This is a genomic window from Amycolatopsis sp. MtRt-6, from assembly GCF_017308975.1.
Lineage (GTDB): Bacteria > Actinomycetota > Actinomycetes > Mycobacteriales > Pseudonocardiaceae > Amycolatopsis.
In genome coordinates this window covers 130,866-155,407 of record NZ_JADWPD010000009.1, presented here as the reverse complement: position 1 = coordinate 155,407, position 24,542 = coordinate 130,866, and the positions used below count along the sequence as shown (strand labels likewise).

Here is a 24,542-nt window from a genome sequence, read left to right as displayed (position 1 = left end):
TTCTGCGCACCGCAGAACACACGCACAGGGGGACGCCGGATGTTGTTCCACATCCTCGGGCCGCTCGAAGCCCACGCGCCCGGAGGGCGGGAACTCGCGATCAAGCCGGGCAAGCCGACCGCCGTGCTCGCCGCATTGCTGCTCGAGCGCGGCAAGTGGGTCGGCGTGGACCGGCTGATCGACGCCGCCTGGCCGGATCGGACCCCACCCGCCTCGGCACGGGGAAACCTCAAGTCCTACGTCTGCGGGCTGCGCGCCACCCTGGCCCCCGCGGCGAGCGGAGCACGCATCGAGAGCAGGCCCGGCGGCTACCGCGTCGTCGTCGACCACGGCCAGGTCGACGCCGACCGCGTCGAACACGACGGGGACCGGGCCCGCCGGGCACTGCGCGCCGGAACCCCCGAGCGCGCAGCAGAACTGCTCACGCCGGCACTGCGCCTGTGGCGCGGCACGCCGTTCGACGAACTCCGGACCCCGGCCGCCCGCACTGAAACCGCCCGGCTGCAACGCCTCCACGCCCAGCTGCGCGCGGACCTGGCCGACGCCCACCACGCACTCGGCCGCCACCTCGACGCGCTGCCGCTGCTGCACGACCTGCTCGACGAAGACCCGTTGCGGGAACAGATCTGGGCCCGCCTGGTCCGCGCACTGGCCGAATCCGGTCAGCGCGGCGAGGCGCTCGCCGCCTACCGCCGGGCCCGCACGATCATCGTCCGCGAACTGGGTGTCGAACCCGGCGCCGCGCTCGCCGCCACCCACCGCGACGTCCTGCTGGGCAGCACCGGCGATCGCCCGTGGCAGCTCCCCGTCGCCGCGGGAAGCCGGCCACCCACCGCGTCGATGTCCTCGCAGCCACTGCACGTGTGAGATCCGCTGACGAACAGAACGTCGGACGGATGTGGCCTGAGCAGCTGTGACCCGCCTTCCCTGTCCGGCTCGACGATCTCGGTGATCGTTGCGCCGGCCGTCGTCGGCGCCGGGTTGGTGGCTGTGGTGCTTGTCGGCGCGCTGTGGCGGCGCCGGGCGTGAGCCGTCAGCTGCTTGCCGCTCGCAGCAGTGCCGGGGTTCCGGTGATCTCGCCGGTTTCGACGCGGGTGCCGTCCAGGCGCTCGGCTGGGCCCGATGCCGGCAGGCGGGCCGTGCCTTCGTGGGTCCAGCAGATCCGGAACCGCTCGCCGTTCCGTTCGAAATCGCACTGCCAGAGGTTCTCCGGCAAACCGGCCTGTGCTCCCTTGCGGCAGGAGGTGATCCGGGCGCCGGCCAGCCACTGGCCGAGCCGTTCGACGTACGCCGCCGCCTTTGTGGGTGGGCCGCCAGCTGGTTGCAGGACTATCGGCACGCGTGCGCTGCCCCAGCTGTAGAAGTACATGCGCTGGTAGCGGGCGTACAGACCGGTCAGGTAGAAACGGGCCGCGTGGTCGGCCGCGGTGTCCGGGTCGACCGGGGGCTGGTACGGCGTCTCGAAGTCCGTTCCGGTGCTCCACAGGTTGGCGTGCCCGCCTGTCCGGTGGAAGATCTGCTCGAGCTCGTCGGCCATGGCGAGCATGGTCTCGGGTGGGTCGGCCGCGCGCCGGGCGTGCAGCTTGACCGCCGCCGCGTCACAGCTCTCGTAACCTCCGAGCTCGCCGAAGCGTTCGAGCACCCTGCGGGAGGCGGGCTCGGCGAGCTGTCCCATCGACGGGCACACGACCGTCGCTTCCGGATCCGCCGCTCTGATGATCCGGCTCGCCCGCCGGGTCATCTCCACCAGCCGCTCGACCGGGCCGGTGAAGAACTTCGGGTGGTTGGCCATGTCCCACAGTTCGTACGCCTCGATGCGACCGCGGTAGCGCTCGACCACCTTCCCGACGAAGCGATCCCAGTCCGCCAGGTCGTCGGGGGGCGCGGCCCTCGAGCCGTCCGGGTAGGCCGTCGGCGGAGCGCTCGGACTGGCCCAGCGCGGTGTTCCGCCGAAGACGAACAGCACCGGGAAGCCCGCCTTGCGCGCCCCTTCGACCAGCCCGTCGAGGGTCGACCAGTCGAACCGCTCCCGCGCCGGCTCGATGTTCTGCCAGCGCGTCCGCGAATCCCACAACCGGACCGAGCCGACGCCGAACGCCGGCATCATGCCGGTCGCGCTGCTCACCGTCACCCCCAGCAGTTCCCGCGCCACCGGCTGGGGCCGGAGGGTCCACATCGGAGCCAGGATCCGCCTCGCCGGCGGCGGTTCGGCGGTCACCGTGGGCAACGAGCTCGCGCCGACCAGCGTGACCAGGGCCAGCGTGGCGGCCAGCAGTGACCACCGCCGTTTCCGCCCCCGGGCGACGGGGACCGGGGCCGGGCCGGGACCCGGCTCCGGAAGCGGAGGGGAGACCGGCTCCGGAGCCGGGACCGGCTCGGGTGCGAACGGCGCGGACGTGGCCGCGTTGTCGCGTGCCACGTCCGCGCGTTCCCACAACCGGTAGAGCTTCGACAGCTCGCCGCGATCAGCGCCGCAGACGGTCGCGATGCGTTCCAGCGGCCCGAAAGCCGCCGGAAGGCTGCTGCCCCGGCAATAGCGGTGCACCGTCGAGCGGCTCAGATGGGTCTTGACGCCGATCCGTTCGTAGCTGTAGCCACTACGGCGTTTCAGCTCCTCGAGCAGCTCCGCCAGGGCTCGGGCGTCTTCCCCCAACCGTGCCTCCCCTTCCGCCCCGATGATCTCACGGGGCGCAAGGGGCGAAGCTCAGCCGAGGGACTCGTCGAACACCTTCGTGCAGTCACTGCTGCCGTCCTTGATGAAGCACTTTTCGACGGTGAGCCTGGTCGCCTTCCAGTGCGTCCCGTCTCCCGGTGCCTTCTCGAAGTGCGCCTTCTCCCCCTTCGGGCAGGCCTGCTCCGACCAGTCGGTGTCCTGCTTGCCGCCGGACCCGAACCAGGTGAGCCTCGCCTGAACGCAGTAGCCATCGGACGCGGTGTCCTCCGCGTAGCCCTTGGCGCTGTTGGCGTTGTAGCTGCTCACCCAGATCTTCCCGCCCGGAGCCGCCGCGCTCGCGGTGCCCGGAAAGCCCAGCGCCAGCGCCCCCAGCACGCCGACGATCCCCGCCGCCGTTCGCATCCTGGTACCCATGCTGTTTCCTCCCTCGTCAGTCACTCGCCGCGTTCCCTTCGCGACGTCCACAAAGGTCGCGGACGCACTGCGGGCCGGACCATCCCTTTTCCGCCGGGGGAAAACATCGGCTGCCCCAGGACACCGGACGCAGCTCCCGGACATCCCACGCGGCCGCGTTCCCGCTGGTCAGCGCCGTGATCTCGTCTCAGCGTCCCGGATCCGGCGGCGCTGCTTGCCCGGATCGGCCCGGACAGGTTTGGGTTGCGCCGGGGAGGCGGCTGCCGTCCAGAGGGGGACGTGACGTGACTTTGCGCATGGTTTTCGACCGCGACGATCTGCTGCGGGTCCGGGTGGCGGCCGCACCGGATCCGATGTGGGAGCTCGTGCTGAGCCTGCACCGGCTGCGGGAGAACCCGGTTTCGGCGCGCCACGCGGCGTGGGGGTACCGCGCCAGGCTCGCCGCGCGCCCAGAAGCCCGGGTGCTGAAGACCTTGTTCACGCTGGTCCCGGCACGGGGCGGCTTCCCGGACTTCCTCACCCCGCCGGGCCGGGCCACCGACGTCGAAAGCGGCTGCGAGGAGGTCGCCTGTACCCCGCGCCCGCGGTTGCTGACCGATCTGAAGAAGGTGTTCACCACGACCGCGCCGGACTGGGTGCGCCGGCTCGCGGCGGGCGATCGCGAGCAGCTCCACACGGTCGTCGGTGCCCTCCGTGCCGCCTACGACCTGCTGATCTCGCCGTGCCTGCACCACGTGCGCGACACCGTCGGCGCCGACCGGGCGGCCCGGGTCGGCGTGCTGGGCAGGGACGGGGTGGGGGCGCTGCTGAAGGGCATCCCCGGCGTCCGCCGCTGGGACGGCGAACTGCTCGACGTCGCGTACCCGGCCTCGCGAACCGTGCGGCTCGCGGGAAGAGGACTGACACTCGTGCCGAGCTACTTCTGCGCGGGCAGACCGGTGACGCTCATCGACCCGGAGCTGCCACCGGTCCTGATCTACCCCGCGCGGGACATCGTCGCCCGGCCGGGCGACGGATCGGCGGGGCTCGTCGCGCTGCTCGGGCGAACCCGGGCCGAAAGCCTCGGCGTGCTCCGCGTTCCCCGCACGACCAGCAAGCTGGCCGCCTGCCTCGGCACCTCGATCGGCACGGCCAGCAAGCAGGCGGCCGTGCTGCGCGCGGCCGGGCTCGTCACCAGCGAACGGCAGGGAAGCGCCATCGTGCACCGGCTCACCCGTCTCGGCGTGGCCCTGCTGTCCGCCGAATCGCCCCTCGGATCCGAACCGGAAGGAAGCCTGGCATGAAATCGGTACTCGCGGTGGCCGCCCTCCTCCTGGGCACGAGCGCGCCGGCCGCCGCCGCGGCGGCGGACTTCACCGTGCTGCAGCTGAACCTCTGCCGCAGCGGCGTGGCCGGCTGCTTCGACCAGGGCGGGACGAACCCGATGGCGAAGGCGGCGAGCACGATCGTCGCGGCGAACCCGGCCGTCGTGACCTTGAACGAGGTCTGTTCCGCCGAGACGGCAAAGCTGGCCGACGACGTGCAGGCGCAGTCGGGCCGGGTGTACACGCTGGTCCGGCAGGCGGTCGGGAAGCTGCAGGACGGGCGGACCGAACCGCTGCCGTGCACCGGCGGCCGGGGCGAATACAGCATCGCGGTGCTGGTCAGGCAGGACGTCGGCGGGCTGCAGGCGCGTGAAGGCGGCTACTACGCGGCGCAGGACGGCGGGCGCGAGCAGCGGGCCTATCTGTGCGCGAAGTTCGGCACGGTCAACGCCTGCACCACCCACTTGTCCACGAAGCTGCCCGCGGTCGAACGGCAGTGCGCGGAGCTGAAGGCACTGCTGACGAAGTACGGACCCGCGACCGTGTTCGGCGGGGACCTCAACCTGCGGTACCCGGGCGACCCGAGTGCGCAGGCCTGCGTCCCGGCCGGCTCGTTCCGCAAGGGCGACGGCAGCGTCCAGCACATCATCGCCGGTGGCGCGTTCGGGTTCGCGAGTTCCGGCAGGACGTCGATCCCGGGGACGGATCACCCCGCCTGGCGGGTCACCTTGACCCGCTGACCGCCGCGGTTCCGGTCCCGTCGCCTACGATCATGAGGCGAGGGGGCGGGGATGGAACCACGACAGCGACGCCGGAAGCTCGCCGAAGCGGCGCGGTCCGCCGGCTTGGGCGAGCTCGTCCGGATCCACCGCGGGCACGGCGGGGGCGCCGTGGTGACCGGGCTGGGCGTCGTGGTCGCCATCGGCAGCGTCCCCGCCGGGATCGCGACGCTCATCATGCTGTCCGAAGCCGTCACGACCTGGCAGTGGCCGCTGCTGCTGTGGTCCGCGCTCGCGGGACTCACCTACCTCGTCGGCCACGTCGGCCCGGTCTCCGGCGGCCGCCGCTGGGTCGGCGTCGCGCACGGCGGCCTGGTCACCTGGCAGCGCGGCTCGGTGCGGACCGCCACCTGGGCCGAAGCGCGTGACGTCCCGGCGCACGGCGTGTGCTGCGCGGGTGACCTGCGGGCGGCGATCGAGCGGCGCGCCGCGGTCGGCACCTGGACCCGCCGCCGGATCACCGGCCTGACCGTCACGGTGCTCGCGACGGCCGCCGCGACCTGGTTCGCCGCCGTCCCGATCGCGGCCCACGTCCTGCTGGGCGAGCGCCCGCTCAAGGTCGCCCAGCTGGCACGGATGTGCGAGGGCGGCCGTTCGTTCGGCCGGACCGCGGCCTACGAGGGCGCCGCCCCGCACCCGGCGGTCGTGTTCGACACCGCGGGCTTCAGCCACTACGAACCGGTCCCCGACACGGAGGTGGCCACGGTCCAGCTCGTCGGCTGCGCGGTCCTGATCGGGGAGGGCCCGGCGATCAAGGGCTGTGACTACCAGGGCGACTACCACCGGGCGACCTACCAGGGGCGGTACCTGGTGGAGGTCTACGAGGCACAGACGGCCCGCCACGTCGGGTCTTTCCGGATCGACGGCCCGGGACCCGATCACGTCCCGGCGGAGTGCCCGCCGTCGATCCTGGTTCCGAAATCCGGCGGCATCCAGTCGGACCGCGCCCACACCGAACCCGATGCCGCCACCTACCGCACCCACCTGGCACCCGTCGTGGACGGACCGCCGCGCTGACCGATTCCGGCGCCGGCCTCGCCCGGTGGGTCCGAAAAGTTGTTTCCACGCCCCGGACCGCGACGACGGAGGTGACGGGTTACCTCGCCACCGCAGGCCTCGCCATCACCGTGGCTGCGGTGGAAGTCGCGACCGCGCTCCCATACCTGGCTGCGTCAAGACATCGTGGCGAGCTTCTCAGCAGGTCAGATGAGCGGCGATCCGGTCAGGTTCCAGCTGATCTGGCCCGCGCCGTCGTCCTGGATGTCGTACCGGATCGTCACGTCCGCCGAATAGAAGTAGCCGGTGGCCATGGTCGCCCAGTTGCCGGTGTAGCCGCTCCAGCTTCCCGGTTCGTACTCCCGGTTCATGAACGCCGTCAGGTCCCTGGTGTACCGCTGGACCACGGTGTCGCCGCACGACGAGCACGACCGGCGCTCCAGCCGGATCTCCTGTTCGAAGTGGTGGAACTTGCGCACCACGGCGCCCAGCGGCGGCCCGGCGTACTCCCACGTGATGTCGCCGTAGGGCTTGATGTGCGTGAGGTCGCGGCGGGTGCAGACGTCGGACCAGACCACGACGTCGGTCTTGCCCGGCAGGGCGATGGTCCGGTTCTGGCCGCTCTTGCAGCTCGACACCTCGTCCGCCTGGGCCGGGGCCGCGGCGACGGTCGTCAGCGTCAGGCTCGCGAAGGCCGCAACGGCCAGTGCGACAAGGCGTTTCGTCGTCATCGCTGTTCTCCTCGCTCCGGATTCACATTGTTTGGTAACGCCGAAGCCACCACGCTCGAGCAGCTCGGCGAAGTCCACGTCGCACTGGGCGAGCACGAGGAGGCCCGCGCCGCGTGGACGCGGGCGGCCGAGCTCTACTCGACCCAGCACCGCACCACGGAGGCCGAACGCAGCCGGCGGCGGCTCTCGGAGTTCGGCGGCGCCTGATTCCCGGAATCAGCCTGGCCGCCGTCCGCTTGGAGGACGGAAAGTGACCTATACCGCCGATAGCGTCGTCGTCACGTTGTCCCCGGGGAAGAGGAGTTTCCATGTTGCGCGGACTCGCCACCGCCGGCTATGTCGCAGACGACGTCCGGGCCGCCGCCAGGTGGTACGCGGACCTGCTCGGCATCGAGCCGTATTTCCTGCGCCCGGACGCCGAGAACCCCGCCTACGTCGAGTTCCGCGTAGGTGACTACGAGCACGAGCTCGGCATCCTCGACCGCCGCTACGCCCCGGCCTCCCCCGACCGGCCGGGCGGGGTGGCCGTGGCTTGGCACGTCGACGACATCGACGCCGCACTGAAGCGGCTCGCGGACATGGGGGCCGTCGAACACGAGCCGAAGACGACTTTCGAGGGCGGGTTCGTCAGTGCCTCGGTGGTCGATCCGTTCGGGAATGTGCTCAGCCTGACCTACAACCCGCATTACCTCGACGTGCTGGCCCGCAATCGCGGCGCTCACCCGGCCACCGAGGACTGACCGCCCTCGCTTGTCACCGGCCTGGCCGCGATGTCTCCCGGGCGCAGGCCGCCTTCTTCCGCGGCGATGATCTCCTCGATGCCGGCGATCGCCTGGGTGTTGTCCCGGTAGTGCACCGCGTGGATGCCCAGCGACCGGGCGGCGGCGACGTTGACCTCCAGGTCGTCGACGAAGACCAGTTCGCCGGGCGCTACCCCGTGACGTCCGCAAGTCAGCTCGTAGATGCGGGCCTCCGGCTTGCTGATCCCGACCTCGTGCGAATACACGAGGTCGTCGACCAGCGACTCGAGGCCGTAGGCCGCCTGCTCACGTTCCCGGGCGCCGACGAAGCTGTTGCTGAGGATGCCCGTCCGGAATCGCGGCCGCAGCCCGCGGACGTAACCGATCAGCTCGGTGTTGGCGACCCCGAGGTACTGCGTCCAGAAGTCGGCCATCATCAGGTCGACCTCGGCGGTGGCGATGCCGAGCCGCTCGGCGGTGGCTTCGCGCAGGGCGGCCTCCGTCACCCCGCCGATGGCGCCGGCCGCCCACATGTCGGCGAGCCTGCTCCGGATTTCGTCCGGGGCGAGGCCCAGCTTGGTCTCCCACGTCCGCGTGAAATCCATGGGCCCGGTGATCTCCAGAACCCCGCCGATGTCGAACACCACCGCTCGGATGACCATGACTCGAAGTTACCGTCCGCCGCCGGGCCGAGGCCACCAGGACGTCATCTCCGACGACTCCTACCCCGACCCGCACGAACGCTCGCTCGGCGGCGACGCGCCCTACTGATGGAGCAGGCGCCGGGCCGCGCACGGCGCGTCGATGACACCGGCCGAGTACGACACCGAGCTGGGCGGGATGGCCGCGATCGGCGTCGACCGGCACGGCATGCTGGTGCTGGACGACTGCGGCAACATGTGGCTCAACCGCGTGCAGGAGGGGTCGCCGACCCCACCCGTCGGTGGTGATGTGGGCACTGCGGAATGCAGTCCGAAGTGGACAAGGAGACGTACCGCGCGTGGCCGGCGGAAACGAAGGCGGCGGTGGGCGCGGTGGACCCGCGGCGCCGCCCGGTGACGTGGGCGTCCAGCACCACCAACGACCCGGCGTTCGACGCGGTCGCCGCGGCGTACCTGGGCAAGCCGATCCTGATCACGGAGAACGGGACATGGTCGGTGCCGGGGACGCACGACAGCCCGGAGGTCGAGGGCAGCGGGAAGTGGCAGGCGGAGAAGCGCCGGAAGCGCTGGGCGCAGCTGGGCGACCGGGCGCAGGTTGGTGGTTACATGTTCTGGGTTTACGAGGACTACAAGCAGCGGTGCGGGTAGAACTGCCGAAGCTGGTGCGTGAAGCCTTCCAGGAGGCGGAGATTCCGGAGCGCTGATCGTCACGACCGAAAGGGCCTTTCATTTTGTCAGGCGGTTTCCGCCGCGATCAACAGGTGGGCTGTGGTGCGCTCATGGGTGTAGGCCCGTAGCCGTTGGGCTGCGGGCCTTTCCCGTGTTCAGGCTGCGAATGGCAGTGGTTCGTGCAGGTTGTTGCGCCTGGGTTTGCGGCGCCGGTCGATGAATACCGGTGGGAGGAATTCGGGGAGGCCGTCGGCGGCGATGCGGACTTCCCACCCTGAGCGGTGCAATAGCCGGTGGTGGTGGGCGCACATCAGCACCAGGTTGGTGAGATCGGTGGGGCCACCGTCTGCCCAGTGACGAACATGGTGGCCTTGACAGTGCCGGGGTGGCCGATGACAGCCCGGGAACGCGCAGCCCCGGTCCCGGAGGAACAGGGCGCGGCGGAGTCCGGCGGAGATCAACCGGCGGAGTCGGCCGAGGTTCAGCGGTTCGCTTTTGTCGCCGAGGACGGCGGGGATGATCATGGCGTCGCACGCATGCACCCGGGCTTCGGCGGCCGACATGGTGCCGGTGTCGCCGAGGGTGGCCTTGCCGACACCGGACTTCAGATCCTCCAACGACACCGCGACCATGACGTGGGCTCGTTCCCCGGCCTGCATCGGCAACTCCGGAGAATTCAGGGCGAGGTCAACGGCATCGGAGAAGGCATCGCCGTAGCGCTGCGGGGCGGTGCGGAAGTCGGGACCCTCGTCGCCGGTGCGGCGTTCGGCCAAAGCATCCAGCAATGCGTGGGCGCGGGTGCCGGTCTCATCATCGAACCGGCCGCTCAGTTCCCAGATCCCGGTTCTTTTGCGGCGCAGGAACAGTTCCCGGGTGGGAACCACGGGTTCGGTGTCGTCGGGTGCGGGGCCGTCGGGGGCGAGGATGCGGGCACCGAGGGTGGCGACCTGTTTGTGCCCGGCCTCCTCGGCGAAAGCCAGCAGGTTGGTCTCGGCGCTCACGCAGTGCTCGGGCGGGACCTGGCTCAGGACCGAGGTGATCACGTCGATCATCGGGTTGCTCAACCGTCCCGCGCGGGCCGCAACACCGGTGGCGGGCGCGAGTGCGGGGATGGGGCTGCCGTCGAGGTTGCGGCCGGGGTTGAGCAGGCGGGCGCGTTTGATCAGCCGTTCCGTAGCCGGCTTCGGCATATCGGCGAGGTGCTCCAGCAGGCGGGCGGCGGAGCGGTAGCCGAACAGCTCCATCACACCCCGCTGCTCGATTTCCACCAGCACCGCACCAAGTTCCGCTTCAGCGGACCGCATGCGCGCGACCAGTTCGCCGAGGCGGTCGGCGAGAGCCACCGCCTCGGGGGACTGGGTCGCGTCGTTGGTCATGTCTCCAAGTTACCGGCGATCGAACACAGGGTCATCACTCGATGCGGTGGGAACAAAAGGTAAAGCCGCTGTCCGCACCCGAGAACACCGAAAACCACGGCAGGACAACCGAAGCGTGAGAAATCGGCACTGCCACCCCAGCCCTAGTCGGCAGTCTGGGACTCGGAAGCCGCCAGGCTCGCCAAGAGCTTGAGCCGGTCCTCCGAGTCCGTCCCCGGCTCGGCCGTGTAGATCGTCAGCTCGTGCACGGCCCGGTGGGCGATCGGCAGGTCCAGCGTCTGGTACGTCAGATCCAGGTCCCCCACCTCCGGGTGGCGCAGGCGCTTCGCCCCGTCGTGGCGGATGCGGACGTCGTGGGCCGCCCACTGGGTGCGGAACTCCGGGCTGAGTGTCGACAGCTCGCCGATCAGGGCGCGCAGGGCGCGGTCGTGCGGCTCCCGGGCCGCTTCGGCTCGCAACAACGCCGTGGTGATCGCCGCCGCCGAGTCCCAGTCGACGAAGTACGTCTGGGCGCCCGGGTCCAGGAAGATGTAGCGGGCGATGTTGGGGTGGGCGCGGCCGGCGGCTGTTTCGCTCTCCAATATCGGCGACTGCATGGCCCAGGCCAGCGCGTTGCTCGCCACCACGTCCTGGCGGCCGTTGCGGACGAAGGCGCACGACAGCGTCATCGAGTCCAGCATCCACTGGATCCTGGGCGGGACCTGGACGTCCTTGCGGCGGGACTGCGTTCGGCGGCTTGGCCGGGCCGCCCTGGCCAGGTCGAACAAGTACGTCCGCTCGTCCTCGTCCAGCTTCAGTGCCCGGGCCACCGCCTCGAGGACGTCCTCGGACACGCCGCTGATATGGCCCTTCTCCAGCCGGATGTACCACTCCGTGCTGACGCCGGCCAGCACCGCGACCTCCTCGCGCCGCAGGCCCGGGACGCGGCGGCGGCCGCTGGTCGGCAGGCCGACCTGGGCCGGCGTCAGCCTCGCTCGGCGGCTCGCCAGGAAGTCCCGGATCTCGGCCCGCTGTTCCATGCCGCTCACCGTAGCTCCCGGTGGCCGGCCACGCCCGTCACAGCAGGGCCTCCGCCGTGATCGGGAAGCTCCGGATCCGGCGGCCGGTGGCGTGGGACACCGCGTTGGCCACGGCCGGCGCCACCCCGACCAGGACGACCTCGCCGAGGCCCTTGACGCCGATCGGGTTGGCCTGCGGGTCGTCGCCGTCCAGGTAGATCGCGCGGAGGTCGGGGATGTCCGCGTTGACCGGCACGAGGTAGTCGGCGAGGTTGGCGTTGACGACGCGGCCGTCTCGATGGTCGGTGACGGTGTGCTCGAGCAACGCCTGGCCGATCCCGCCGACCATGCCGCCGAGCGCCTGGCTGTCGGCGAGCTTCGGGCTGACGATCCGGCCCGCGTCGTAGACCCCGAGCATGCGCCGGACCCGGACCAGGCCGAGCCGCGCGTCGACGGCGACTTCGGCGAACACCGCGCCGTAGGCGTACATCGACGCCCGGTGCTCCTCCGCCGGCGTGAACGCGCCGAGGGCCTCCAGGTGGGGCCGGTTGTTGCGGGTCAGCAGCTGCCGGTAGGTCTCCCCGCGGCGCGGGTCGTTCTTCACGGCCAACCGTCCATTGCGGACGACCACGTCCCGCGGATCGGCGCCGTGCAACGGTGACCTCGGGTCGTGGACGGCCAACGTGACGGCCTGCTCGCGGACCTTGTCGCAGCCGGCCAGCACCGCCGAGCCGACGCTGGCCATCGTCATGGACGCGCCGTGCGGCGGCGTGGGCGGCATCAGCGAGTCACCGAGCTGGAACTCCACCTCGGCCATGGCCAGGCCGAGGGCGTCGGCGGCGACCTGGGTCATCGACGTGTACGTGCCGGGGCCCATGTCGCTGGTCGCCGACTGGACCAGGGCGCGGCCGTTCGCGTCGATCCGGGCGTACGCCTGCGCCGTGGCGCGGGCGGTGTCGTAGAGGGCGGTGGCCATCCCGGTGCCGATCAGCCAGTCGCCGTCGCGGGTGGTCCCCGGCGCGGGGTTGCGGTGGTGCCAGCCGAACTCGCGGGCGCCGACGGTGTAGCACTCCCGCAGCCGCCGGGTGGAGAACGGCTGCCCGGTGGACTCGTCGTTCGCCGGTTCGTTGCGCTGCCGCAGCTCGATCGGGTCCAGCCGCAGCGTCTGGGCGAGCTCGTCGATCGCGCATTCGAGCGCGAACGCCGCGCTCGCGTAGCCCGGCCCGCGCATCCAGATCGGCGTGTTCACGTCGAGCGGCACCGTCCGGTAGGCCTGCCGGACGTTCGGCATGCTGTAGAGCATCTGCCCGGGGAGCATGGCGGCTTCGACGAAGTTCTCGTAGGACGACGTCTCGTGGTCGATGTCGTGGATCATCGCGCTCAGCCGGCCGCGCCGGTCCGCGCCGACCCGCAGGCGGTAGCGGTAGCGGGGCCGGAAGCCGGTGCCGAAGTACAGCTGCCGCCTGCTCAGCACGAGCTTGACCGGCCGTCCCGTCTGCCGGGCGGCCAGCGCCGCGATGGTGACGTGCGGCCAGCCGCGCAGGCCGCTGCCGAACCCGCCGCCGACGAACGGCGAGATCACCCGCACGGCGGTGTCCGGGATGCCGAACACCGCCGCGATCTCGCGCTGGGTGCCGCCGATCCACTGGGTCTTGTCCCAGATCGTCAACGTGTCGCCGGCCCAGCGGGCGATGGTCGCGTGCGGTTCCATCGGGTTGTGGTGGTTGCGCGCGAGGTCGTAGGTCAGGTCCAGCTTGACCGCGGCGCCGTCGAACGCCGCATCGGCGTCGCCGCGCGCGTAGGTGCCGGGCTCGCCGGCGGGAGCCGAGCCCAGGTCGGTGACCGGCGGCCGGGCGTCGTAGCCGACCTCCACCAGCCGCGCCGCGTGCTGCGCGGACTCCAAAGTGGACGCGACGACGACGGCGACGGGCTGCCCGAAGAACCGGACCCGGTCGTCCTGGAAGACCCGCAGCCGGGTGCCTTCGGGGTCGATGGACGCCGGGACGTCGCGGTAGGCGAGCCGGGGTGCGTTGAGGTGGCTGATCACGGCCAGGACGCCGGGGTGGGCCAGCGCCGCGCGGGTGTCGATCGCGGTGATGCGGCCCGCGCCCACACCGGCGTCGACGACCACGGCGTGGACCGCGCCGTCGACGACGTGCTCGGCGGCGTAGGTGGCGCGTCCGGTCACCTTCCGCCGTCCGTCCACTCGGGACGCGGGCGTGCCGACCGCCCGCCGGGGTTGCAGGCTCATCGGGTGCCTCCCACGATCCGGAGCTGGCGTTCCACGGTCCGCTCGAGCAGCTCGACCTTGAAGCCGTTGTGTTCCAGGGGACGCGCGCCGCCGGCCGCGCGGGCGGCGGCGTCGCGCCACAGCCGCGGGGACGGCGGCTTGCCGGTCAGGTACTGCTCGACGGCCGTGAGCTTCCACGGCACGGTGCCCACGCCGCCGGCCGCGACCTTGGCCGCGCGGACGACCCCGCCCTCGACATGCAGGGCGACCGCGGCCGAGGTCAGCGCGAACTCGTAGGACTGGCGGTCGCGGACCTTGAGGTAGCCCGAGCGCAGCGGCCGCGGGTGCGCCGGGATCTCCACGGCGGTGATCAGCTCGCCGGGGTGGATCGCCTGTTCCCGCTGCGGGGTCGTGCCCGGCGGGAGCAGGAAGTCCCGGAACGCCACGGTGCGTTCGCCGTCCGGGCCGAGGAGCCGGACTCCTGCTTCGAGCGCCGCGAACGCCACGGCCACGTCGGAGGGATGGGTGGCCACGCAGTGCTCGGAGGTGCCGAGGATGGCGTGGGCGCGGTTGACGCCGTGCAGCGCCGCGCAGCCGGCTCCCGGGGTGCGCTTGTTGCAGGCGGCCGTGACATCGCGGAAGTAGGCGCACCGCGTGCGCTGCATGACGTTCCCGCCGAGGGTGGCCATGTTGCGCAGCTGCGCCGACGCGCTCAGCTCGAGTGCCTGCGAGATCACCGGGTAGGCCGTGCGGACCCGCGGGTCGGCCGCGGCGTCGGCCATGGTCACGAGGGCGCCGATGCGCAGCGTGCCGTCCGCGGCGACGGTGGTGTCGCGCAGCGGGAGCCCGGTGATGTCGACCAGGGCCGTGGGGCGTTCGACGGTCTCGCGCATGAGGTCGACCAGGGTGGTACCGCCGGCGATGTACCGGCCACCGCGCTGCCCGGCCGCCACGGCGTCCCGGGTGCCGGAGACCCTGGTGTAGGTGAAGGGTTCCACGTCAGCTCCCCTTCCCGGCCTGCTCGATCGCGTTGACGATCTTCACGTAGCAGCCGCAGCGGCAGATGTTGCCGCTCATCCATTCGCGGATCTCTTCGCGCGAACCGGTGTGGCCTTCGCGGAGGCAGCCGATCCCGGACATGATCTGCCCCGGGGTGCAGTAGCCGCACTGGAACGCGTCCTGGTCGATGAACGCCTGCTGGAGCGGGTGCAGGCGGTCGTCCTCGCCGGGCGCGAGGCCTTCGATCGTGGTGACGTCGGCGCCCTCCAGCCGCACCGCGAGCGTCAGGCACCCGTTGACCCGGCGGCCGTTCACCAGCACGGTGCAGGCCCCGCACGCGCCCGCGTCGCAGCCCTTCTTCGTGCCGGTGAGCCCGAGGTGCTCCCGCAGCAGGTCCAGCAGCGACGTGCGGTTGTCGACCGTGACGGTGTGCCGCGTTCCGTTGATGGTCAGGGAAACCCGGGAGCTCATACCGGTCTCGGCGGCCGCGGCGGGCTGGGCGCCCAGCAGCGACGTCGAGGCGGCCGCCACCGCGCCGGCCACGACGAAGGTGCGCCGCGACAGCCCCGCGTCGGCCGCTCTGTCCACAAAGGATTCGTGCTCGGCTCGCTGGTCCATGCCTTCGACGGTAGCCACCGGGCCCGGCGTAAGGGGGGTTGAGCTTGTACCTCCCATAACCGCGGGTTCGTCCCATGCGCCCTGTTCACCGGCTTTGCGATCGCGTCTGGCCAAAGCGGGCGAGGTGAGCAAAACTCACCCCCATGCCCGAACTGAGAGTTTTCGGCCTGCTTGCCCGGATCGGGCTGACCTGCTATGCGGCCGTGCATCTGATCGTCGCATGGCTGGCCGTCCAGGTGGCGCTCGGCGACAACGAGCGGGCCGACAAGGCGGGCGCGCTGCAGATCGTCGCGGCCGAAGGCGGGGCGTGGCTGCTCTGGCTGGTCGCCGCCGGCACCGGGGTGCTGGCGCTGTGGCAGCTCGCCGAGGCCGTCACCGGCCACCGGCAGGCCGAACCCCGGCGGCGCTGGGTGCGGCGATCGATCAGCGGCGTCGAAGTGGTGCTCTACGGCCTCGTCGCCTACAGCGCGGGCAAGACCGCGACAGGTGCGTCCGGCAAGGCGGGATCGGTGGTCGCGACCGTGCTCGGCTGGTCGTGGGGCGCGGTCGCGGTGATCGCGGCGGGCGTCCTGGTCATCGCGATCGCGGCCTGGCTGGCCTACCGCGGGGCGCGCAAGAAGTTCCTCCGCGACCTCGACTTCGGCGGTGCGTCCCGGACCCTGCGGCTGTCGACCACCCGGCTCGGCCAGGTCGGCTGGTGCGCGGTGGGGGTGCTGTACGCGACGGTGGGCGCGATGCTCGTCCTGGCGGCGGTCCGCTACGACCCCGCGAAGGCCGGCGGCCTGGACCCGGCGTTGAAGACGCTGGCCGCGCAGCCCTACGGGCAGGCGCTGCTGCTGGCGCTCGCCGCGGGCATCGCGGTGTTCGGGGTGTTCGCCCTGCTGGAGGCCCGGTTCCGCCGGCTGTGAGGCGCGGGTTTCACAGCCAGGCCGCCGGGTCCAGGTTCGCGAGCACCTCGCAGTCGCACCCGCCGCCGAGCTCGCGCAGCCGCTCTTCGAGCGGCGGCCAGCCGAGGCCCGCGTCGAGCGCCCACTCGCGGGTCCGGGTGAGCTCGCCGTCGCAGCCGTCGGCGTCTTCGTCGAGGTGGTCGAGCAGGTCGGCGAGCTGTCCGGCGTCCAGGCCGAGCCGGTCCCACATCTCGTCGCGGGCGCGCTGCTTGTACGCGTTCTTCGCCGCTCGGCGCTCTTCGTCACTCAGCACGGGAACCTCCGGGGTCGTTGGCACGGGTCAGGCCGAGGTCGTAGGCGATGATGACCGCCTGGATGCGGTCGCGGGCGCCGATCTTCGCCAGGACCCGGCCCACGTGGGTCTTGACCGTCGACTCCGACAGGACCAGCCGCGACGCTATCTCGCCGTTGGTCCGGCCCTGGCCGATGGCGACCAGGATCTCCCGCTCGCGCTCGGTCAGCGCCGCCCAGCGCGGGTCGTCCGGAGCGCCGCCGGACGCGGCCGGCAGGTGGTGGGCGTAGGCGTCGAGGAGCCGCCGGGTGAGGGCCGGGGCGACGACCGCGTCGCCCCGGGCGACCGCGCGGATGCCCGCCAGCAGCTCCTCCGGGTGCGCGTCCTTCAGGAGAAACCCGCTCGCGCCCGCCCGCAGCGCCGCGTGCGCGTACTCGTCGAGGTCGAACGTCGTCAGCACCAGGACTCGCGAGCGCCCGCCGCCGGCGACGATGCGGCGGGTGGCTTCGATGCCGTCCATCCCGGGCATCCGGATGTCCATCAGGACGACGTCGGGCCGCAGCTCGGCCGTCCGGCGCACGGCCTCCCCGCCGTGTGCCGCTTCGCCGACCACCTCGGTGTCGGGTGTCGCGTCCAGCAGCATCCGGAAGCCGAAGCGCTGCAGCGCCTGGTCGTCGACGATGAGCACGCTGATCACTCCGAGCCTCCCGGGAGCGGGATGACGGCCCGCACGGCCCACCCGCCGCCGGGTGCCGGCCCCGCGGAGAGCATGCCACCGTAAAGGGCCGCGCGCTCCCGCATCCCGGTCAGCCCGTGCCCCTCCCCCGGCGCACCGCGACCGCCGCCCGGCGATCCGCTGTCCTCGACGGAAATCCGCAACCCCGGCCCTTCGACGGCGACCGTGACGTGGACGCGGGTGCCGGGGCCGGCGTGCTTGAGGGTGTTGGTGAGCGCTTCCTGGACGATCCGGTACGCCATCAGCTGCACCCCGCGGTCCACGGACTCCAGCTCCCCGCCCGAGCGGTGGACGACCTCCGGCCCGGCCGCGCGCAGCCGGGCGCACAGCGCCGCGATGTCCGCGATGCCGGGCTGCGGGTGCAGCTCCGGGGTGCCGGCCTGCTCGCGCAGGACACCCAGCATGCGCCGGAGCTCGCCGAGAGCCTGACGACCGGACTCCCCGACGAGCCGCAGTGCCTCCCGGCTCCGCTCCGGCGACGCCTCGGCCGCGTACGCGCCGCCGTCGGCCAGGCTGATGATGACCGACAGGTTGTGGCCGATGATGTCGTGCATCTCCCGGGCCACCCGCGTGCGTTCGGTCGCGGTGGCCAGCCTGCTGCGCTGGTCGCGTTCGACCTCCAGGCGGGCGGCGCGCTCGCGCAGGCCGGCGAGCTGGGCTCGCCGGACCCGCACCGCGAACCCCAGCGCGACGGCCGCGATCCCGGTGCTGATCAGGAAGAACAGCGCGCCCCACACGGACACCACCGCCGAGACGCGCACCGCGACCGGGACCAGCAGCCCGGCCGTGACCAGGCCGACCCAGGGCAGGTGCCGGACGCGGCCGTGCAGCGTGACGCTGTAGAGCGCCACGAGCAGGGCCACGTCGGCCCGCAGGAACACCCCCAGCGACCACTGCAGCACGAACACCGCCGCGATCACGCCGAACGCCGCCGACGGGGCCCGGCGCCGCCACAGCAGGGGCAGCACCAGGCCCGCCTGAAGGGCCAGCGTGCCGGCGACCGGCAGCTGCGCAAAAGTGATCGGCAGCGGGTCACGGCCGTCGTCGTAGTGCGCGAACTCCGGCACGCCGAACAGCAGGCCGACCACCGCGACCACGGCCGCGTCGAGCAGCCACGGGTGGGCGCGGTCCACCCGGCGCAGCCGCCGCCCGAGCCGGACCGCCCGTGCGACCAGTGGCTGCCCGGCCAGGGCGCCGGTGTCGTCGCCGCTCACCTCGGTCACCTGTCCATGGTGGACGAAACCTCAGGCGTCCGTCCGCCGCAGCCGCCAGGCGGCTCCGGCCAGTACCAGCGCGGTCCAGCCCAGGAACACCAGCAGCCCGGCCGTGGGCGACAGGGACGCGCTGTCGTGGGTCAGCGCGTACATCGACTGGCCGGCGTTGCTCGGCAGGTACGGGCCGATCCGGTCCTGCCAGCTCGCCGGCAGCAGCGACATCAGGCCGGGGATCAGCATCAGGACCGCGACCAGCACCGAGATGCCGCCCGCGACCGAGCGCAGCAGGGCGCCGAGCGCCGCCCCGATCACCCCGACCAGGCCGAGGTAGAGGCCCGCGCCGAGCAGGCTGCGCAGCACGCCGGCGTCCGAAAGCGTCAGCGCCGCGGGCGTGCCGCTCACCAGGCCGCCGGCGATCACGAAGGTGACGAACACCCCGGCCACGCCGAGGACCAGGGCCACCACGCCGAACACCGCCGACTTCGCCCACAGCACCGGCAGGCGGCGCGGGACGGCGGCCAGCGTCGAGCGGATCATGCCGGTGGAGTACTCGCCCGCGGTGACCAGCACCCCGAGGACACCGAGCGCCAGCTGCGCGAAGGTCAGGCCGAACAGCGACAGGCTGACGGCGGTGGCGCCGGCGAGCTCGCTCTGCAGCCCCGGGCCGGCGCTCGCCTGGGGCGTGTACTGCGCCGCGGCGATCAGGCCGAAGGCGATCAGGAACGCCAGGCCGAGCGCGAAGGTGATCCACGTCGAGCGCAGCGACCACAGCTTCGTCCACTCCGAGCGCAGCACCCGCGGCCCGGTCACCCGGTAGACCGGCCGGTCGGCGACGGTGCTCATGCCGCCCTCCCGATGCTCTCGACGCCGGTGCCGTGGTACTCGACGGCGTCCCTGGTCAGGTCCATGAAGGCCTGCTCCAGGGAGACGGTCCGGGCGGTGAGCTCGGACAGCGCGATGCCGTGCGCGGCGGCCTTCGCCCCGATCGCGCGGGCGGACAGGCCGGTCACCTGCAGCTGCTCGGAACCGGCCTGCCCGGTGATCTCGACGCCCGGGCCGGCCAGGACCCCGCGCAGCCGGGCCGGGTCGGCGGTGGCGACCTGCACCGTGCTGCCGCCGGCCTCGCGGACCAGGTCGGCCACGGTGGTGTCGGCGAGCAGCCGGCCGCGGCCGACGATGACGAGGTGCTCGGCGACCAGCGCCATCTCCGACATCAGGTGCGAGGACACGAAGACCGTGCGCCCCTCCGCGGCGAGCCCGCCGAGCAGGGTGCGGATCCACAGGACGCCCTCGGGGTCCAGGCCGTTGACCGGCTCGTCGAGCAGCACCGTCGCCGGGTCGCCGAGCAGCGCCGCGGCGATGCCGAGGCGCTGGCCCATGCCGAGGGAGAACCCGCCGGCCCGCTTCCTGGCCACGGACTGCAGCCCGGCCAGCTCGATGACTTCGTCGACCCGCCGCCGCGGGATCCCGTGCGTGTGGGCCTGCGCCAGCAGGTGGTCGAACGCGGACCGGCCGGGGTGGATGGACCTGGCCTCCAGCAGCGCCCCGACCTCCTGCAGCGGGGCGCTGTGCCGCGCGTAGTGCCGGCCGTTGACGCGGACGGTGCCACCGGTCGGCGCGTCCAGCCCGATGATCATCCGCATCGTGGTGGACTTGCCCGCCCCGTTCGGGCCCAGGAAGCCGGTGACGGTGCCGGGCCGGACGGTGAAGTCCAGGTGGTCGACCGCCGTCTTTTCCCCGTACCGCTTGGTGAGCTGCAGTGCCTCGATCATCGCCGGTCCCCTGTGTGGTCACGCGGGCCGTCCTCCCGGCCCGTCTCGTCCCCACGCTAGGAGCGGGACCGGCGCGATCCGTGGTACCGCCGTCGGAATCCGGGACCGGCGGTGGTACCGCGGTACTACTCCGAAGTGGACGGTCACAGCCGGTCGAGCGGGACGGCGGCGGCCATGGCGTGGTGCCCGGCGTCGCTCGGGTGGAGGTGGTCACCGGAGTCATGGGCCGCCCGCATCGCCTCGGGGCCGACCGGGTCGCGGGCACAGATTCCGGGCGCGGTCAGCGGCTATTGGTGCAGCCGCTGGGTCCAGTCGGCGGGCACCCGTCCGGCGGGCCCGGGCGCAGCTTGGCTGAGCGGCCGGTGTTCGGGAGCGGCGAGGGCGGGGCCGGATTCGTACAGCACTTCTTCGCCGTAGTCCCAGAACCATTCCTCATCGGGCTCGAAGCTGCGCGCGATCCGGTGCCCCGCGGCGGCGGCGTGGCGGCTGGCGTGCTGGCCGGGCGAGGAGTCACAGCACCCGATGCGGCCACATTCGGCGCACCGGCGCAGGTGGAACCACCAGCCCTGTGGATCGGCGGCCTCGCAGTCGGCGCAACCGGTGCCACTGGGCGGCACCGCGGGGTTGATGCCTTCCATGGGAAACTCCTCCGCTCGCCCGGATGATCGACCAGCCCACCTTATGCGGGAGGGCGGCGACCTGCCCGGCCGGTTGGACGGCTCGCCCACGCGGGCAGTCCGAGCGGCCGGCGCGCGTACCCAGCGAGTCGACCGGCGTCCGGGCGGGCGGGGCCGAGCGCGCCCACCCGCCCGAGCCGGGCCCGCTCAGGCGTCCAGGGACTGATAAGCCGCCGTCCAGAAGTCCTGGTGCAGGCGGGGTGTGTCCGGGGAATCCATGGCCGTCTGGGTCAGCAGGATCCCCACCATGTCCTCCGCCGGGTCGGCGTACGCGGTCGTGCCGAGCCCGCCGTCCCAGCCGAACTGGCCCGGTGACGCCAGGTCGCGCCGGTGCGTCCGGACCGCCATCCCGAAGCCGTACCCGCCGTGCCGGCCGAAGTGGTCTCCGTACCTGTCCTTCTCCTCCTTCTGCCCCGGCGTCAGGTGGTCCATCGTCATCAACGCCACCGTCGCGCGGGACAGCACGCCCCCGCCGCCGGACGCCAGCATGCGCAGGAACGCGTGGTAGTCGTCCACTGTGGACACCAGCCCGTCGCCGCCCGCTTCGAACGCCGGTGGGCGGCTGTACTTGCCGCCCGCCGCCTCGTCCCACACCGTCAGCTCACCCGTCGTCGGGTCGTGGGCGTAGCTCGCCGGGAGCCGGTGGATCTTGCCCGGGGGCACGTGGAAACCCGTGTCCACCATGCCGAGCGGGCCGAACAGGCGCTCCGCCAGGAACTCGCCGAACGGCCGGGCCGCCACCCGCGACACGAGCACGCCCAGCACGTCCGAGCCGACGTGGTACTGCCAGCGCTCCCCCGGCTGGTACATCAGCGGGAGCGTGCCCAGCCGGCGCAGCCACTCGTCCTGGCCCATCGTCGGCCAGTTCGCGGTGCCGTCGCCGACGACACCCAGCGCGAGCGCCGCCTCCAGGATCGGGTGCGGCGCGAACACCACGCCGAAGCCGAAGGTCAGCGTCAGCAGGTCGCGCACGGTGATCGACCGGGCCGCCGGGACCGTGTCGTCCAGCGGCCCGTCGATCCGGGCCAGCACCTGCCGTCCGCCCAGCTCGGGCAGCCACGTCTCGACCGGGTCGTCGAGCCGCAGCCGGCACTCCTCCACCAGGATCATCACCGCGGCCGCCGTGACCGGCTTGGTCAGCGACGCCATCCGGAAGATCGTGTCCCGGCCCATCGGCGTGGTGCCACCTTCGTGCAACGTCCCCAGCGCCTCGACCCGCACCTCGTCGCCGCGGCTCACCAGCGCGACCAGCCCGGGCACCGTGCCGACCTCGACGTGCCGGCTCAGCGTGTCGCGGAGCCGGCCCGAAAAACTCACTGTCTGTGACATGCCTCCGAGCTTCGCCGCGAACCGGCTCGGGAACAACGGCGATTCTGGCATCTTGGGCATAACACGGCACTTATCGATCCTGGGGACACGGGTTGGAACTGCGGGACATCGAGATATTCCTGACACTCGCCGAAGAACTGCACTTCGGCCGCACCGCGGCCCGGCTGCACGTGTCACAGGCCCGGGTGAGCCAGGCGATCAAGAAGCAGGAACGCGGCGTCGGCGCCCCGCTGTTCGAGCGCACCAGCCGGTCGGTGCGGCTGACGCCGGTCGGCGTGCAGCTGCGCGCCGACCTGTTGCCCGCCTTCCGCTCCCTGCGGGAGGGCATGGCACGCGCCCGGCTGGCCGCCGAGGGCAAGACCGGCGTGCTGCGGGTCGGCATGCTGCCGGCCAACGCCCACGACCTGCGGCCGTACTGGGAGGCCTTCCGCGCCCGGCACCCGCAGTGGGGCCTGCACATCCGCCACAACCCCTTCGTCAACGCGTTCGCCCCGATCCGCAACGGCGACATCGACGTGCTCGTCGCCTGGCTGCCGGTGGAGGAGCCCGATCTGACGACCGGCCCGACCGTCTACACCGAACACAGTGTGCTGCTCCTGGCGCCGGACCACGCGCTGGCCGGCGAGAAGTCGGTGTCGCTGGAGGTGTTCGGGGACCGCGGCATCCTGCAGGGCCCGCCCGGCCCCGACTACTGGGCCGACGCGTTCACGCCGTTCCAGACCCAGAGCGGCCGGCCGATCGACCGCCACCCGCCCGACATCGCGAGCCTCGACGACATCTTCACCCACGTCGGCAACGGCGAAGGCTTCCACAACCTCGGCGGTCACGTGGCGCGCTACCACGCCCGGCCCGACATCGTGTACGTGCCGATCCACGACTGGCCGGGCCTGCGCTGGGGACTGGTGTGGCGCAGCGACACCGAGAGCGCGATGGTCGACGCCCTCGTCGCCGTGGTCCGCGACCTCGGCGTCAGCCGGTTGTGAACTCGACGCTCCCCCGTGTGACGGTGACGCGTCCGGCGGGGGCGTCGGAGTCGATCTCCGGGTAGTCGTCGCTGCTCACCGTGACCTGGAGCCGATGTCCCGCGCCGAGCCGGTAGTGGGTCGGCCAGACGTGGATTGGCAGGTCGTAGGCCACGCCCGGCACGACGGCCGCCCGCCGTTCGTGGCCGTGGCGGTGGCTCGCCTTCAGCCAGCCCTGCGTGATGCGTGTGGCCGTGCCGTCCGGCGCGACGTCCGACACGATCACCGCGAGGTTGCCGTCGGTCGCCGTGAACGCGGCGCGGATCCTCGCCTCGATCCCGCCCGCGAGGACGAGGTCGTGGCGCAGCGGGCCGGTCGTGAACGCGAGCCGCTGGTCCGGGCGGCCGGGTCCGGGCTCGGTGTTGACCTCGAACGAGCCGGCGAACGGCGTGCCCGGCCCCGCCGCGAGGGTGCCGTCGCCGGCGAGGGCGAACCGGCGTGGGTGGGCCGCGGCCGCCGGCCAGTCGTCGTACTGGCGCCAGCCGCCGGACGGCAGCTCGAACGACGTGATCTTCTTCGCGGGCAGCGGGGCGGGCCGCCCGCCGAGCCAGCGGTCGAACCACGCGAGGAACCCGCCGGTGCCGATGTCGGCGTACTGACCGGCCGGCATGCCGTGCTGCCACGGACCCGCGACCAGCCACACGTTCCGCTTGCGCGCCTGGTAGTTCGCGACCATGCCGTCGCGGTAGCGGTCGTACCAGCCGGCGATCTCGAGCGTCGGCACGTCGAGGTCGGCCCAGCGGTCCTTGACGCTGCGCTCGCGCCAGAAGTCGTCGTAGAGCGGGTGCTGCGGGTAGGTGACCAGCGTGTCCGGCGCGGTGGCGCGCTGCCAGTCGCGGATGCGGGCGGAATAGATGCCGCCGCGGTAGATCGTGTTCTCGTACCAGTCGCTGATCCCGTCGACGGGGATGATCGCGGCCAGGTGCGGCGGCTTGTTCACCGCGGCCAGCAGGGCCGTGTGCCCGCCGTAGCTGACGCCCACCTGGCCGACGCAGCCGTTCGTCCACGGCCGGGTGCCCAACCACTCGACGAGGTCGTAGTTGTCGCGCTGTTCCTGGGCGCTGAACGGGTCGAGCCGGCCCGGTGACGCGCCGGACCCGCGGACGTTGCAGACCGCGGCGACGTAACCGCGGGTCACATAAGAGCGCGCGGCGGCACCGAAAGCTTCGAGCTGGTCGTAGGCGTTGAAGTCGTAAACGATCGCCGGGAACCGGCCCGGTGCCGGGCGGCCGGCGGCGTCGGCCGGGCGGTGCAGGTCGCAGGCGAGGTGACTGCCGTCGCGCAGCGGCACCCGCGTGCGTTCGACGTGGACGCCGTAGGTCGCGGGGCGGTCGTAGGCGAAGAACCGGTCGGCGAGTGGCTCGGCGGCGGCCGGGGTGGCCAGCGCGGCGACCTGGGCCAACGCCAAGGCGAAGGACTTCAT

At 72.3% G+C, this 24,542-nt stretch carries 27 protein-coding genes; 9 read left to right on the top strand and 18 right to left on the bottom strand.

Features of this window, described 5'->3' with window-relative positions:
* Positions 1-39: 39 nt before the first annotated feature.
* The gene (locus I4Q55_RS17710) at positions 40-867 is read left to right on the top strand and encodes an AfsR/SARP family transcriptional regulator (RefSeq protein ID WP_206789067.1); all 828 of its coding nucleotides are present in this window, start codon (positions 40-42) and stop codon (positions 865-867) included.
* Positions 868-1,033: 166 nt separating this feature from the next.
* Here the strand turns inward: I4Q55_RS17710 and I4Q55_RS17705 are convergent, their stop codons facing one another.
* Both I4Q55_RS17705 and I4Q55_RS17700 read right to left on the bottom strand, forming a co-directional pair.
* A complete protein-coding gene (locus tag I4Q55_RS17705) occupies positions 1,034-2,653 on the bottom strand; it encodes a helix-turn-helix domain-containing protein (RefSeq protein ID WP_206789065.1) in 1,620 nt (539 codons plus the stop codon).
* Between the two features lie 51 nt (positions 2,654-2,704).
* Positions 2,705-3,088: a hypothetical protein gene (locus I4Q55_RS17700; RefSeq protein WP_206789064.1), complete on the bottom strand. Its 384-nt coding sequence runs from the start codon at positions 3,086-3,088 to the stop codon at positions 2,705-2,707.
* A gap of 284 nt (positions 3,089-3,372) precedes the next feature.
* Here I4Q55_RS17700 and I4Q55_RS17695 point away from each other — a divergent pair, with 284 nt between their 5' ends.
* From I4Q55_RS17695 to I4Q55_RS17685, 3 genes are read left to right on the top strand one after another with little or no spacing between them, the layout of a single operon-like run.
* Entirely contained in the window at positions 3,373-4,371 is a 999-nt protein-coding gene (locus I4Q55_RS17695) for a helix-turn-helix transcriptional regulator (protein ID WP_206789063.1), read from the top strand.
* Positions 4,368-5,132 carry an endonuclease/exonuclease/phosphatase family protein gene (locus I4Q55_RS17690; RefSeq protein ID WP_206789062.1) on the top strand — a complete coding sequence of 255 codons (765 nt, stop codon included), beginning with the start codon at positions 4,368-4,370 and terminating at the stop codon, positions 5,130-5,132. Before I4Q55_RS17695 ends, I4Q55_RS17690 begins: the two co-directional genes overlap by 4 nt.
* Positions 5,133-5,183: 51 nt before the next feature.
* The gene (locus I4Q55_RS17685) at positions 5,184-6,188 is read left to right on the top strand and encodes a hypothetical protein (RefSeq protein ID WP_206789061.1); all 1,005 of its coding nucleotides are present in this window, start codon (positions 5,184-5,186) and stop codon (positions 6,186-6,188) included.
* A gap of 185 nt (positions 6,189-6,373) precedes the next feature.
* Here I4Q55_RS17685 and I4Q55_RS17680 read toward each other — a convergent pair whose 3' ends face one another.
* Positions 6,374-6,898 carry a hypothetical protein gene (locus tag I4Q55_RS17680; RefSeq protein WP_206789060.1) on the bottom strand — a complete coding sequence of 175 codons (525 nt, stop codon included), beginning with the start codon at positions 6,896-6,898 and terminating at the stop codon, positions 6,374-6,376.
* A 27-nt stretch (positions 6,899-6,925) separates the two neighbouring features.
* Between I4Q55_RS17680 and I4Q55_RS17675 the strand changes: the two genes are divergently transcribed.
* Both I4Q55_RS17675 and I4Q55_RS17670 read left to right on the top strand, forming a co-directional pair.
* Positions 6,926-7,105 (top strand): hypothetical protein, encoded by a 180-nt coding sequence (locus I4Q55_RS17675; protein WP_206789059.1) that lies wholly within the window; start codon positions 6,926-6,928, stop codon positions 7,103-7,105.
* A gap of 101 nt (positions 7,106-7,206) precedes the next feature.
* Positions 7,207-7,638 (top strand): VOC family protein, encoded by a 432-nt coding sequence (locus tag I4Q55_RS17670; RefSeq protein WP_206789058.1) that lies wholly within the window; start codon positions 7,207-7,209, stop codon positions 7,636-7,638.
* Here I4Q55_RS17670 and I4Q55_RS17665 read toward each other — a convergent pair.
* Positions 7,617-8,300 carry an HAD family phosphatase gene (locus I4Q55_RS17665; protein ID WP_206789056.1) on the bottom strand — a complete coding sequence of 228 codons (684 nt, stop codon included), beginning with the start codon at positions 8,298-8,300 and terminating at the stop codon, positions 7,617-7,619. The two genes, I4Q55_RS17670 and I4Q55_RS17665, sit on opposite strands and share 22 nt — an antisense overlap.
* 102 nt (positions 8,301-8,402) lie before the next feature.
* On the bottom strand, positions 8,403-8,537 hold the full coding sequence (locus I4Q55_RS50185; RefSeq protein WP_277991924.1) for a hypothetical protein: 135 nt from the start codon (positions 8,535-8,537) through the stop codon (positions 8,403-8,405).
* A 66-nt stretch (positions 8,538-8,603) separates the two neighbouring features.
* Here I4Q55_RS50185 and I4Q55_RS17660 point away from each other — a divergent pair, with 66 nt between their 5' ends.
* Positions 8,604-8,948 carry a hypothetical protein gene (locus I4Q55_RS17660; protein WP_206789055.1) on the top strand — a complete coding sequence of 115 codons (345 nt, stop codon included), beginning with the start codon at positions 8,604-8,606 and terminating at the stop codon, positions 8,946-8,948.
* A gap of 176 nt (positions 8,949-9,124) precedes the next feature.
* Here the strand turns inward: I4Q55_RS17660 and I4Q55_RS17655 are convergent, their stop codons facing one another.
* From I4Q55_RS17655 to I4Q55_RS17635, 5 genes are all read right to left on the bottom strand, one after another.
* Positions 9,125-10,345 carry an HNH endonuclease signature motif containing protein gene (locus I4Q55_RS17655; RefSeq protein ID WP_206789054.1) on the bottom strand — a complete coding sequence of 407 codons (1,221 nt, stop codon included), beginning with the start codon at positions 10,343-10,345 and terminating at the stop codon, positions 9,125-9,127.
* 143 nt (positions 10,346-10,488) lie between these two features.
* Positions 10,489-11,364, bottom strand: a complete 876-nt coding sequence (locus I4Q55_RS17650; RefSeq protein WP_206789053.1) for a helix-turn-helix transcriptional regulator — start codon at positions 11,362-11,364, stop codon at positions 10,489-10,491.
* A gap of 37 nt (positions 11,365-11,401) precedes the next feature.
* Entirely contained in the window at positions 11,402-13,594 is a 2,193-nt protein-coding gene (locus tag I4Q55_RS17645; RefSeq protein WP_206789052.1) for a xanthine dehydrogenase family protein molybdopterin-binding subunit, read from the bottom strand.
* Entirely contained in the window at positions 13,591-14,571 is a 981-nt protein-coding gene (locus I4Q55_RS17640) for a xanthine dehydrogenase family protein subunit M (protein WP_206789051.1), read from the bottom strand. The genes I4Q55_RS17645 and I4Q55_RS17640 overlap by 4 nt, the downstream gene beginning before the upstream one ends.
* Position 14,572: 1 nt before the next feature.
* Positions 14,573-15,190 (bottom strand): (2Fe-2S)-binding protein, encoded by a 618-nt coding sequence (locus tag I4Q55_RS17635; RefSeq protein WP_206789050.1) that lies wholly within the window; start codon positions 15,188-15,190, stop codon positions 14,573-14,575.
* A gap of 143 nt (positions 15,191-15,333) precedes the next feature.
* Here I4Q55_RS17635 and I4Q55_RS17630 point away from each other — a divergent pair, with 143 nt between their 5' ends.
* A complete protein-coding gene (locus I4Q55_RS17630; protein ID WP_206789049.1) occupies positions 15,334-16,098 on the top strand; it encodes a DUF1206 domain-containing protein in 765 nt (254 codons plus the stop codon).
* A gap of 10 nt (positions 16,099-16,108) precedes the next feature.
* On the opposite strand, the gene I4Q55_RS17625 is transcribed toward I4Q55_RS17630, so the two are convergent.
* From I4Q55_RS17625 to I4Q55_RS17595, 7 genes are all read right to left on the bottom strand, one after another.
* Positions 16,109-16,390 (bottom strand): DUF2695 domain-containing protein, encoded by a 282-nt coding sequence (locus tag I4Q55_RS17625; RefSeq protein ID WP_206789048.1) that lies wholly within the window; start codon positions 16,388-16,390, stop codon positions 16,109-16,111.
* A complete protein-coding gene (locus I4Q55_RS17620) occupies positions 16,380-17,066 on the bottom strand; it encodes a response regulator transcription factor (protein WP_206789046.1) in 687 nt (228 codons plus the stop codon). Before I4Q55_RS17620 ends, I4Q55_RS17625 begins: the two co-directional genes overlap by 11 nt.
* Complete coding sequence (locus tag I4Q55_RS17615; protein WP_206789045.1) at positions 17,063-18,328, bottom strand: sensor histidine kinase; 1,266 nt, start codon at positions 18,326-18,328, stop codon at positions 17,063-17,065. The genes I4Q55_RS17620 and I4Q55_RS17615 overlap by 4 nt, the downstream gene beginning before the upstream one ends.
* Positions 18,329-18,349: 21 nt before the next feature.
* On the bottom strand, positions 18,350-19,162 hold the full coding sequence (locus tag I4Q55_RS17610; RefSeq protein WP_206789044.1) for an ABC transporter permease: 813 nt from the start codon (positions 19,160-19,162) through the stop codon (positions 18,350-18,352).
* Positions 19,159-20,091, bottom strand: coding sequence for an ABC transporter ATP-binding protein (locus tag I4Q55_RS17605; RefSeq protein ID WP_206789043.1), 933 nt, complete (start codon positions 20,089-20,091; stop codon positions 19,159-19,161). The genes I4Q55_RS17610 and I4Q55_RS17605 overlap by 4 nt, the downstream gene beginning before the upstream one ends.
* A 287-nt stretch (positions 20,092-20,378) precedes the next feature.
* Positions 20,379-20,729 (bottom strand): UBP-type zinc finger domain-containing protein, encoded by a 351-nt coding sequence (locus I4Q55_RS17600; RefSeq protein WP_206789042.1) that lies wholly within the window; start codon positions 20,727-20,729, stop codon positions 20,379-20,381.
* A gap of 186 nt (positions 20,730-20,915) precedes the next feature.
* Positions 20,916-22,097 (bottom strand): serine hydrolase, encoded by a 1,182-nt coding sequence (locus I4Q55_RS17595; protein ID WP_206789041.1) that lies wholly within the window; start codon positions 22,095-22,097, stop codon positions 20,916-20,918.
* Positions 22,098-22,189: 92 nt separating this feature from the next.
* Here I4Q55_RS17595 and I4Q55_RS17590 point away from each other — a divergent pair, with 92 nt between their 5' ends.
* Positions 22,190-23,080 (top strand): LysR family transcriptional regulator, encoded by an 891-nt coding sequence (locus tag I4Q55_RS17590; protein ID WP_206789040.1) that lies wholly within the window; start codon positions 22,190-22,192, stop codon positions 23,078-23,080.
* On the opposite strand, the gene I4Q55_RS17585 is transcribed toward I4Q55_RS17590, so the two are convergent.
* Entirely contained in the window at positions 23,067-24,542 is a 1,476-nt protein-coding gene (locus tag I4Q55_RS17585) for a CocE/NonD family hydrolase (protein ID WP_206789037.1), read from the bottom strand. The two genes, I4Q55_RS17590 and I4Q55_RS17585, sit on opposite strands and share 14 nt — an antisense overlap.